General features: G+C 41.1%; 9 protein-coding genes. 3 read left to right on the top strand and 6 right to left on the bottom strand.

Annotation, left to right across the window (positions count from 1 at the left end):
• Nucleotides 1-855, bottom strand: an 855-nt coding sequence (locus EXE30_RS12475) for an OmpA family protein (protein WP_130162666.1), incomplete at its 3' end; no start/stop codon positions are given.
• 389 nt (nt 856-1,244) lie between these two features.
• On the opposite strand from EXE30_RS12475, the gene EXE30_RS12470 reads away from it, so the two are divergent.
• The 3 genes from EXE30_RS12470 to EXE30_RS12460 all read left to right on the top strand — a co-directional run bounded on the left by EXE30_RS12470 (nt 1,245) and on the right by EXE30_RS12460 (nt 3,644).
• Entirely contained in the window at nt 1,245-1,757 is a 513-nt protein-coding gene (locus tag EXE30_RS12470; protein WP_171457370.1) for a GspH/FimT family pseudopilin, read from the top strand.
• Nucleotides 1,758-1,886: 129 nt separating this feature from the next.
• Nucleotides 1,887-3,062, top strand: a complete 1,176-nt coding sequence (locus EXE30_RS12465) for a thiolase family protein (RefSeq protein WP_130162664.1) — start codon at nt 1,887-1,889, stop codon at nt 3,060-3,062.
• Between the two features lie 135 nt (nt 3,063-3,197).
• Nucleotides 3,198-3,644: a VOC family protein gene (locus tag EXE30_RS12460; protein WP_130162663.1), complete on the top strand. Its 447-nt coding sequence runs from the start codon at nt 3,198-3,200 to the stop codon at nt 3,642-3,644.
• A gap of 81 nt (nt 3,645-3,725) precedes the next feature.
• On the opposite strand, the gene EXE30_RS12455 is transcribed toward EXE30_RS12460, so the two are convergent.
• From EXE30_RS12455 to EXE30_RS12435, 5 genes are all read right to left on the bottom strand, one after another.
• Nucleotides 3,726-4,211 carry a DUF934 domain-containing protein gene (locus tag EXE30_RS12455; RefSeq protein WP_130162662.1) on the bottom strand — a complete coding sequence of 162 codons (486 nt, stop codon included), beginning with the start codon at nt 4,209-4,211 and terminating at the stop codon, nt 3,726-3,728.
• Entirely contained in the window at nt 4,204-5,847 is a 1,644-nt protein-coding gene (locus tag EXE30_RS12450; RefSeq protein WP_130162661.1) for a nitrite/sulfite reductase, read from the bottom strand. The genes EXE30_RS12455 and EXE30_RS12450 overlap by 8 nt, the downstream gene beginning before the upstream one ends.
• 170 nt (nt 5,848-6,017) lie before the next feature.
• A complete protein-coding gene (locus EXE30_RS12445; protein ID WP_130162660.1) occupies nt 6,018-8,423 on the bottom strand; it encodes a glucose/quinate/shikimate family membrane-bound PQQ-dependent dehydrogenase in 2,406 nt (801 codons plus the stop codon).
• Between the two features lie 144 nt (nt 8,424-8,567).
• Entirely contained in the window at nt 8,568-9,788 is a 1,221-nt protein-coding gene (locus tag EXE30_RS12440) for a carbohydrate porin (protein ID WP_171457372.1), read from the bottom strand.
• 144 nt (nt 9,789-9,932) lie between these two features.
• Nucleotides 9,933-11,051 carry a CaiB/BaiF CoA transferase family protein gene (locus tag EXE30_RS12435; protein WP_130162658.1) on the bottom strand — a complete coding sequence of 373 codons (1,119 nt, stop codon included), beginning with the start codon at nt 11,049-11,051 and terminating at the stop codon, nt 9,933-9,935.
• Nucleotides 11,052-11,159: the final 108 nt, after the last annotated feature.

The raw sequence follows: 11,159 nt of genomic DNA, 5'->3' as shown, positions 1-11,159 counted from the left end.
TGATAAACGTTCGTTTAATGCACGTGGACCAGTGTTATCTGTGTGACCTTCAATACGAGCTGTCGCATTCGGGTACTCAGCTAATTTCTCTGCTACTTTCGCAATTTCAGACTTGTATTGTGGCTTGATGTCTGATTTGTTTGTATCAAAGAATACACGAAGTTCCATGTTAAGATCTTCGGTCAACTCTTGTGGCTGTGGAGCAACTGGAGTTGGTTCAACTGGAGCAACTTCTACGACTGGCGCAGCAGGCTTCAAGTGACCACCAAGAACTACGTTTAAACCAGCAAGTGCTGTATAGTTCCAGAAGTCTTCATCGATGTTATAAGTACCACGAGCTTCAGTACGAAGAGATAAAGCATCGTTCAAGCGCCAGAAAGCACCGATACCAGCATTACCCAAAGTACCTTCTTCTTTCAAACCACGACCATCACGACCTAACTGAGTGTCAGTTGCATCGGTGAACGAGTATTTGTAATGACCAGCACCTAATAAAACATAAGGTTTGATTTTGCTGTCATAGTTTTTAGTGATCAAATCAGAAGTAACATAGAAGTTACCGTTGAGTTGTTGTTGCTTATATTCAGAGTTAGCAGCAGCGCTATCAACGTCGCCTTTAACTTGGTTATATTCAACTTCAAAACCTAACCAAGGTGTTAATTCCACACCAATAGCAGCACCAACGAATAAATCGTCTTGTAATTCACCGCCGTTAGTTAAGTGCTTATCACCATTGTTGTGTTTAGTGTCTTGGAATGTGTAACCAAGCAATAATGGAGTAATTGTTACGCCCGCATTAGCAGCAGCTAAGGGAGCAGCAACAAGCATAGCAAGTGCGATACGACTCAATTTCATGGATATCCTCCAGAGATAACAATTGTTTGTTGTTCAAGCTCAGCCTATGATTTTTGGCCCCTGAGAACAAGGTATGTTCTACAGTATTTTTTTTAAGCTATTCACTTCACTTTGAATCATACAAACACTTGATGAATTTTCCAAGTGCTTGATAACCTTAACCTCGTAAATTATTGACAAATTTTCTTACAATTTCCGTTGTAGTTCAGTAATTTTTAATTCAAAGCTAAAGCCTAAATAGCTTATTGTTCACTCTTTCGATTTTAGCAGCCTTTGCTGTACGAAGTAATCATTAGTTTGTCTAAATACTAAACTTAACCGAATAAATACAAAGGTTACTTAACACTTTGTTAATAAAAAAATTACAGAAACATTATATGGGTCAAACAATGTTTAAAATTTTAGGTTTTACAATCAGTGAATTAATCACGTGTATCGCTATTCTTGCTCTTTTAGTCAGCCTTAGTCTGCCCCATTTTAATGACTTAATGATTTCAAATGAAGTTCATCAACTTAAAAGAACACTCACAATTCATATACAAAAATCAAAATCGGATGCACAAACTCTCCGAAGAAATGTGACGCTGTGCGCAAGTCAAGATTTGTTGACCTGTGATCGGGACTGGAATAAAGGATTTATAAGCTTCATAGATACAAATAACAATCGACAACGTGACCCCAGTGAAACCCTCCTCTATGCCATACCACTCAACTATAAATATGGAAGCTTAGACTGGAGAGGCACACTAAGAATCAATTCGATTACTTTCCAAGGCGATAGTGGGTTACCGAGAGGTTCAAATGGCAGTTTCTTTTATTGCGCCAATTCGCCTAAATATCATACTCGAATAAAATTAAGCCAAATGGGACACATTACCCCTGAACCTCTAGCCACGTGCTAAGAACTGTTCAGTCTAGCTTAAGCGATGTAAAACACTTTCTTCATTGCTTTTTTTTACTATACTGCATAGGTTTTGAACATTCTCTGCAAACGAATTATTTGCTACAAACTATAAGTCTGGAGACACATAATGACTGACATCGTAATTGTCAACGGCGCTCGTACAGCAATGGGCGGCTTCCAAGGTGCTTTATCAAGCGTAACTGCACCAGAATTAGGTGCAATCACAATTAAAGAAGCAATTGCTCGTTCAGGCCTACAACCAACTGATGTCGAAGAAGTCATCATGGGTTGCGTTTTACCAGCAGGCTTAAAACAAGGTCCTGCTCGCCAAGCAATGCGTAAAGCGGGTCTACCAGACTCTACAGGTGCAGTAACCATTAATAAGCTGTGTGGTTCTGGCATGAAAGCGGTTATGCAAGCAGCCGATATGATTAAAGCTGGCAGTGCAGAAATCGTGGTTGCAGGTGGTATGGAATCAATGACCAATGCACCGTATGTTTTACCGAAAGCGCGTGCGGGTTATCGCATGGGACATGGTGAAATTAAAGATCACATGTTCTTTGATGGCTTAGAAGATGCTGAAACTGGTCGTTTAATGGGATCATTTGCCCAAGATATGGCAAACCAGCGTAGTTACACTCGTGAGCAAATGGATGACTTTGCCATCCGTTCTTTGAAACGTGCTCAAAAAGCCATTACTGAAGGCTATTTCAAAGATGAAATCGTTGCCGTTACTGTATCAAGCCGCAAAGGTGATGTTGTGGTTGATCAAGATGAACAACCATTAAATGCAAAAATTGATAAAATTCCATCATTAAAACCAGCTTTTGCTAAAGACGGTACAATTACCGCTGCCAATGCTAGCTCAATTTCTGATGGCGCATCTGCTTTAGTATTAACATCAAGTGATGTTGCCGCTCAGCGTGGTTTACAACCTTTAGCAAAAATCGTAGCAACGGCTTCAAACTCTCAACATCCATCTGAATTTACCATTGCGCCAGTTGGAGCAATCGAAAAAGTCTTGAAAAAGGCAGGTTGGGATGCACAAGAAGTTGACCTTTGGGAAATCAATGAAGCGTTTGCGATGGTCACCATGTGCCCAATCGATGATTTCAAACTCGACGCAGAAAAAGTAAATATCAATGGTGGTGCATGTGCACTTGGTCACCCTGTGGGTTCTACAGGTTCGCGTATCATCCTGACACTGATCCATGCACTTAAACGCACTGGCGGTAAGAAAGGTGTTGCAGCACTTTGTATCGGTGGTGGTGAAGCAACGGCTGTAGCGATCGAATTGATCTAAGCTCTAAGCGATTCAATAAAAGATCCTGCTTAATGCAGGATCTTTTATTTTCAGAATTACAAAATAATAATCAACCAATCGTTAAATTCCCGCTATGTTATGCATTGTATAAAAAAACAACAATGGAGCTATCCCATGCAACTGAATCATTATTTAAATTTTCAAGGACAAACCGAACAAGCATTTAACTTTTACAAATCAGTTTTTGGTGGTGAATTTGCAATGATCAGCCGCTATGGTGACCTACCACCGGAAGAAGGTGTAACGTTGACTGAGGAGGAAAAAAACTCCATTCTCCATGTCTCTTTACCGATCAATGACTTTACAGTACTGATGGCTTCAGACGTCAATGATCAATTTTGTGCCCCAAATAGCGTATTCACACAAGGAAATAACCACTATATATCCATCAATTTAGATGCTGATGAAATTGATGAGGCTCAACGTTTATTTGACGCCCTGTCCGTCAATGGTCAAATTGAAATGCCATTAGAAAAGACCTTTTGGGGCGCATTGTATGGTGCTTTTACCGATCAATTTGGCGTGAAATGGATGGTGAACTGTCAACTTGATGCGGAATAACGATCCCGATCATGATGTCATTCAAATATTGCGCATAAAAAAAGCTGAACCGTAGTTCAGCTTTTTTATTTTTCAGACGACTTATGCACCAGTCTGATAACTTGCTTGTGGTACAGCCGTTGAAGCTTGATAAGGATTGGTAAAATCTTGAAGCCCAGCTGCTGCTTCATGAATATCTTTACCTTCTTTCACCACAAAGGTATCAAATCCAGAGCGTTTTAAATAATTTAAAACATCCTTAAAGATATCGCCCACCGCACGTAATTCACCTTGGTAACCTTGACGACGCAATAACGCAGCAAATGAATAACCACGACCATCGTTAAAGCCAGCAAACTCAATAAAAATGGCATCAAAATCATTTAATGGAAATTGATGCGTTTCAGGAGAATCATTCACAGTCAAATAAAGTGCTTTTTTACCTTGCACATTTTCCAATTGATCGATTTGTGCAGTTGTTACAATCACATCACCTTGAGGAATCACACCATCTTCAGTGATGACTTGATAAGTATTGTCGGCAATCGTGCCATCTTTAGAAAGCACTTGTAGCGTTGTATTAAGCATAAGCACGCTCCTTAAATGGTTGAATCCCAACACGGCGATAGGTATCGATAAAACGCTCACCTTCTGTACGTAGATCAAGATAAGTATTCAAAATCTCTTCAATCACATCAGGCACAACGTCAGCAGCGAATGATGGTCCTAAAATATCACCAATCGATGCATCATGATCCGCATGCCCACCTAAAGTGATTTGATAGAATTCTGCACCTTTTTTATCGACACCGAGGATTCCGATATTACCGACATGGTGATGACCACAGGCATTCATACAACCCGAAATATTCAGATCCAACTCACCTAAATTATAGACGGTATCTAGGTCTTCAAAACGGCGTGTGATTGCTTCTGAAATTGGAATCGATTTGGCATTAGCCAATGAACAAAAATCACCACCCGGACAGCAAATAATGTCCGTAATAAAACCAATATGCGCACGCGCCATATCGTTTTGGTCAAGTGTTTGCCACAATTCGAATAAATCTTTTTGGGGAACATCGACCAGTGAAATATTCTGTTCGTGTGTGGTACGGAACTCACCAAAAGTGTACTTATCCGCTAAATCTGCGATTAAGTTCATTTCTTCAGAAGTCACATCACCTGGTGCAATACCTGCCCGTTTCAAAGAAATCGTCACGATACGATAACCTTTAACCTTATGGGCATTGGTGTTGACGTTAAACCATTGTTTGAATTTTGGATACTCAGCAAACAATGCAGTAAAATCTTGGTCTTCTAAATCTTGATAATCAAATGGCGTAAATTCTTGATCCAATTTTTTCAAGATTTCAGGTTGAATCTTTAATGCTTCACGGGTGTGCTCAAATTCAGCTTCAACTTTTTGTGCAAATACTTCAGGCGTTAATGCTTTAACTAAGATTTTAATACGCGCTTTATACTTGTTATCACGTCGACCATGTAAGTTGTACACACGTAAGGTTGCCTCTAAATAAGCAATCAAATCTTCGCGTGGTAAAAATTCACGAATGACATTACCAATAATTGGTGTACGACCTAAACCACCACCAACCATGATTTTATAACCCATTTCGCCTGCTTCATTACGTACCAGATAAATACCAATATCGTGGAATGCAGTCGCCGCGCGATCTTTTTCTTCTAAAGCAGAAACAGCGATCTTGAATTTACGAGGTAAAAAGGCAAACTCAGGATGGAAAGTACTCCACTGGCGAATTAATTCACATGTCGGACGTGGATCAGCGACCTCACCTGCAACCACACCTGCAAATTGGTCAGTTGTGGTGTTACGGATACAGTTACCAGAGGTTTGAACAGCATGCATTTGCACAGTTGCAAGTTCAGCAAGAATATCAGGCACATTTTCTAATGCAGGCCAGTTCAACTGGATATTTTGACGTGTTGAGACGTGAGCATAACCACGATCATATTCAGTCGCAATTTCTGCAAGTTTACGTAACTGTTTAGAATTCATTAAGCCATACGGCACAGCGATACGCAGCATTGGCGCATAGCGTTGCACATATAAACCATTTTGCAAACGTAATGGACGGTACTCATCTTCAGTCAATTTTCCCGCTAAATAGCGTTCTGTTTGATCACGGAACTGAGCAACACGTTGATTAATCAATTGTTGATCGAAATCAGTATATAAATACATGGCGTACGGCTAGTAAATTCATGATAAAGGCGACTAGCATAACCAGCTTTCCTTCATCAACAAAATGCTTTTTTTGCATATTTAATAACTGTTTTATTGATAAGCCTATATGACGACCCACAAAAAAGCCCAGATGAATCTGGGCTTTCTTACATTATTTCTAAAAGTAGTTATTTTTTCTCTGGCAATGCATACGCAACGAGATAATCACCCATTTTGGTACCAAATGAACCATGTCCACCGGCCATAATCACCACGTATTGTTTGCCATTAATTTCATAGGTCATTGGCGTTGCTTGTCCACCCGCAGGTAAACGTGCTTCCCATAACTTATCACCATTACTGACATTAAATGCGCGAATGTAATTATCCTGTGTTGCAGCTACGAACATCACATTACCAGCCGTTGAAATTGGACCACCTAGTCCCGGTACACCAATTTTCATAGGTGGTAATTGGAACAATTGTGGCAAGCTGTCACGAACCGTACCAATCCGTTTCTTCCAAACAACATCATGAGTTTTTAAATCCACACCAGCAACAAAGCCCCAAGCCGGTTGCTTACATGGCAAGCCAAATGGAGATAGGAATGGACTAATATCAACGCCGTATGGTGTGCCATACATTGGCTGCATACCATGTTCAGTACCTGCACCACGCGCAACCGCTTGACGATTTGGGTCTGCTGGTATTAAACGACTGACAAATGGCAAACCAATTGGATTCATGACTGCAACCTGACGATCAGCATTCACAGACATACCGCCCCACTCAAATACACCCAAGTTACCAGGGAAAACTAAAGTGCCGTTTTCAGATGGCGGCGTATAAATACCGTCGTAATTCAGACGTTTAAACTTCACACGACACATGAGCTGATCAAACATAGTGGCGCCCCACATGTCTTTATCTGTTAATTTGTCTTTCGGCGCTAAATTAAAGTCAGAGAATGGCTGAGTTTTTGAGTAGAATTCACCCTTGGTTTGTGGACCCCATTTCACCGTTTGCGGTACTGGTTTCTCATTAATTGGAACAATCGCTTCACCAGTACGACGGTCTAAAACAAAGGCATTTCCTGTTTTAGTCAGAACATAAATCGCAGGCACGGTCTGACCAGATTTATCTTGAATATCAGCCAGCGAAGGTTGCGATGGTACATCCATATCCCACAAATCATGGTGTGTAGTTTGGAAATGCCAGACCAACTTACCTGTGGTTGCGTTAATTGCTAGCATTGAGTTGGCATAACGCTCTTTCAACTCGGTACGATCTCCACCCCAAATATCAGGCGTACCCACACCTGTCGGTACATAAACGATATCAAGTTTTGCGTCATAGGCAAGTGGTGCCCATGCATTCGGAGAGTTATGAACAAAAGTTCCGCCCTCACCTGGCAAGGCATTTGGATTTTCGGCACCCGTATCAAATGCCCACAGCAATTTGCCTGTGTTTACATCATAACCACGAATGACACCAGACGGTTCCTTATTCGAATGATTATCTGTCACAGAACCTGCGATCACGACGGTTGTACCGGATACAACACCTGGTGAAGTCGGGTTATATCCACCTGGATAGGCAAAAGGCATAAAGGCTTGTAAATCGACTTCACCATTATCACCAAAGTCAGAACATGCTTTACCTGTATCTGCATTGACCGCAACTAAACGACCATCATTCACAGGAACAAAGACTTTACGCGGACATTCAGTCGAGCTTGATTTTTTAGCCTGTAAGCTTGTTGCAAACTTGGTGGTATTATCCGCATCGTAGTACATCACGCCACGACAGGTTAAGTGTTGGAAGGTTTTATCCGATCTCAATTTTGGATCAAAGCGCCATTTTTCTTGACCTGTTGCAGGATCAATCGCAATCAAATGTTGATGTGGTGTACACATAAACAGATTATTACCAATTTTGATCGGTGTAACCTGATTGGTGGTTTCACCTGAATCATTTTCGGTTCTAAAATCACCTGTGCGGAAAGTCCAAGCAACTTTCAAATCTTTGACATTTTGATCATTAATTTGTGCAAGTGGAGAATAACGCTCACCACCTTGACTACGACCATACGCTGGCCAATCTTCAGGCGCAATCCCTTCAATCGCTTTTGCTTGTTCAGGTTGAGGCGTTTCGATCACACCATTAATTTCTTGTGGATCATTAAAGATCGAATACACCATCACCACAATAGCAATCGCCAAAGTAGATGATAACGCGACTTTACTTGAGGTGAGGTTATCAATTCCTCGCGTTACCGCAGGAACTAAAAGCCATAAGCCTAATATACCTAATATATCTAGACGTGGTGCTAATGCCCAAAAGTCCGTACCAACTTCCCAGACACCCCATATCACACTACCTAACATCAAAGCTGCATAAACCCATAAAGGTCCTGATGCGCGCTTATACAGTTGCACCGCTACGATGAGTAGCAACACCCCTGCGATAATATAATAAAAAGACCCGCCAATTGCTGCGAGCCAGATACCGCCAATCAGCAAGAACAACGCAATGAGGGCAATGATAATTACCGTCAATGTTCTAAGCCCCGATTTTGAAGCAGATTGATTCATACGATCACCTTGCATCTTTTGTATTTTGAGGTCCATCAACAAGATCATCAATCTTGCGAATGGTCGAGTTCAAATCACAACGAAAAACCTTGCAGATCTGATTTAAGATAAAAAGCAAATCTGCAAAATTTTTCGAATATAGAATTAGAAAATAGTTTGGAACTTAATACCGCCAACCCAAGTTTTATCGCCATTCTTCAATGCACCCACATGATGTACATATTGAATATTTGGTCGAATGGTCAGCCAGTTATTCGCATGAATGCCGTAATACAATTCAGTGTTGTATTCTTCATTCAATAAACTATTGTTTTTGTCATTTGCATGAATACGTGCAACACCCAGAGCAAGTTCATCTTGGGGGCGTTGATCAAGTAAACCTTTGTAAATCAAACCGACATTTTGCATGTCTTTGACTGAGTTGGTTTTAGAATCATGCACCGTGACATTGACGAAACCTGTTAGACCACGATCAGATTGGCCATCATGACGGGTTAACTGTTGTTTCGCAGTAAACCAACCACCCTGCTTATGTGAGGTTCGCGTTGGATTCGCAATTTCTTCTGCATCAGCGGTACTGTAGTAATAGCCAAAACGGTACTCACCAGCTAAAGCAAGTGCACCTAACTTTGGTGTCCAAACGAGTTCTGCGGGAATAATCGCGCCATGTGAGCCATCAGTACTTAAGTTGAAGCCCTTGCCGCGCTGTAAGTTTTCAGGGTTATATTCATATGCCCCAATTTGCGCATAAAGGTCAGGCTGTAAATTGTATTTCACACGCAATGCCCACTGGCTCACTGGCCAGTTATACCATTGGTCGCCAACCCAGTTACCGACTTGTGAGCCACATAGCGCTAAGTTTTGGAAATCACAATCAAAACTGTTGAAATCTGCACCTTCACCAAAACGACCCACCTTAATATCCAGTGCTTGATCTAAAAATTTCTTTTTGATCCACAATTCAGTTAAGCGCCAAGTTTGACCTCGCCCCCAAACTTCTTGTACTGAACTTAAATGCCCTTGTAAGCCATCTGCAGTTTGCGATAGAGACTGGCCATCACGATAAGTTAAAGTGAGTTGTGCTTCGGTATCTTCCCAACCTAAAATTTTATTTAGATCAAGATGTGTACCTAAGGCAAGTTGACCAGTATATTCACTACCATGACTAGAATGCTGTTTGGAGTCTAAAACTCTTGCGAATTCACCCGTGTAATCTGCAGAAAACTGATAACCCTGTTCTTGTAACGCCGTGCGTTGACCGTTCCAATCACCAAACATCCACTGGCCAGTTGGATCAAATGCTGCGGCTGCTTGAGTAGATTGTGTGAAAAGACTCAATGATAGAACGGATAAACAAGAAACAATCAAAGATTTAGAGATTGTCATGTTTACGTAACCTTTTATGTTATTGTCTATAAAAGGTTACTCCGATTTTTAAATAACAATTTATTCAAAATGTTAACAATCTGTACAATATTTTAACAATCAGTGATTAAATGCACATATTTTCTACCATTTACCTTCACCCAAGCCCTGACCAATAAAAGCGTACTGCATTTTTGAACGTGAAAATTGAATCGGACAGCCCAATTGAGGCTCTGTCTGTTCAGCATTTTCAGCCACTGGAACATCTACCACCCAACCGCGTTGTTGAGCAATCGGCGATACCAATGCCTCATCAAGACTGAGTACTGGCTCAACACAAATGTCGAGATTTTGGAATAGCTGCTGCCACGCTGCAAAATCTTGAGTCTTAAATTTTTCCTGTAGTGCCTGCTTTAATGCTTGGCGATCTTCGGGATCAAAGGATGCACCTTTTGCCATCAAAATAGGTAGCTCTAATGCTGCTGCTAAACCCGCCATAAACTGTGGTTCTAAACTGCCTACAGAAAAATAGCGACCATCTTTGGTTTCATAATAGTCATAGAAACTCGCACCGTTTAACATTCCAGCTTCAGGTGCTTGTGGCGTTTTCCCAGCAAGACTTGCTGAAGCCGCCATACTATTTAAACTCGCCACACAATCGGTCATGGAAATATCAATATATTGTCCTAAACCACTGCGCTGCCGCTCGACAACTGCGGCTAAGATTCCAATCACCGCATGTAAAGAACCACCTGCGACGTCAGCAATTTGAATCCCCATTGGCGGTGGTCCACTATCTTGGCGTCCACTATGACCTGAAATACCAGCCAGAGCTAAATAATTGATATCATGCCCTGCTCGATCCTTATATCCTCCCGTTTGACCATAGCCCGTGATCGAACAATAAATTAAACGTGGATTTATCTCTGCCAAGGTTTCATAATCCAGACCTAGACGGCGCATCACATCGGGACGGAACTGCTCAAGCACAATATCAAACTCAGAAATTTTATTTTTGATCAGTTCAATATTTGCCGCATCTTTCAAATCCAATGCAATCGATTGCTTATTTCGGTTGAGATAACTGTGTGCAGTGGCTTGACCATTGGCATAGGGTGGCATAATCCTCACAAGATCTGGACGCGTTGGAGATTCAACATGGATCACTTCTGCACCCATGTCTGCTAGATACATACTGGCAAATGGACCCGGTAATAATGTGGAAAAATCGAGGACTTTCAATCCCTTTAGTGCAGATGGCATAATAATTTTTACTCAATTTGTTCAAATTTTCTTTTATACTAGGTGTGGATAAACACAAAAACAATGTCATGTTCAGCCATTTACCTTGATAGTTTCGGCAATTTAACA

This window comes from Acinetobacter halotolerans (assembly GCF_004208515.1).
Classification (GTDB): domain Bacteria; phylum Pseudomonadota; class Gammaproteobacteria; order Pseudomonadales; family Moraxellaceae; genus Acinetobacter; species Acinetobacter halotolerans.
Note: the sequence above shows the minus strand (reverse complement) of the source record. Positions and strands in the feature narration are given on the sequence as shown.

Coding starts and splice junctions, on each gene's coding strand:
- EXE30_RS12465 (WP_130162664.1), top strand. CDS start 1,887: ATGACTGACATCGTAATTGTCAACGGCGCTCGTACAGCAATGGGCGGC.
- EXE30_RS12455 (WP_130162662.1), bottom strand. CDS start 4,211: ATGCTTAATACAACGCTACAAGTGCTTTCTAAAGATGGCACGATTGCC.
- EXE30_RS12445 (WP_130162660.1), bottom strand. CDS start 8,423: ATGAATCAATCTGCTTCAAAATCGGGGCTTAGAACATTGACGGTAATT.
- EXE30_RS12460 (WP_130162663.1), top strand. CDS start 3,198: ATGCAACTGAATCATTATTTAAATTTTCAAGGACAAACCGAACAAGCA.
- EXE30_RS12470 (WP_171457370.1), top strand. CDS start 1,245: ATGTTTAAAATTTTAGGTTTTACAATCAGTGAATTAATCACGTGTATC.
- EXE30_RS12450 (WP_130162661.1), bottom strand. CDS start 5,847: ATGTATTTATATACTGATTTCGATCAACAATTGATTAATCAACGTGTT.
- EXE30_RS12435 (WP_130162658.1), bottom strand. CDS start 11,051: ATGCCATCTGCACTAAAGGGATTGAAAGTCCTCGATTTTTCCACATTA.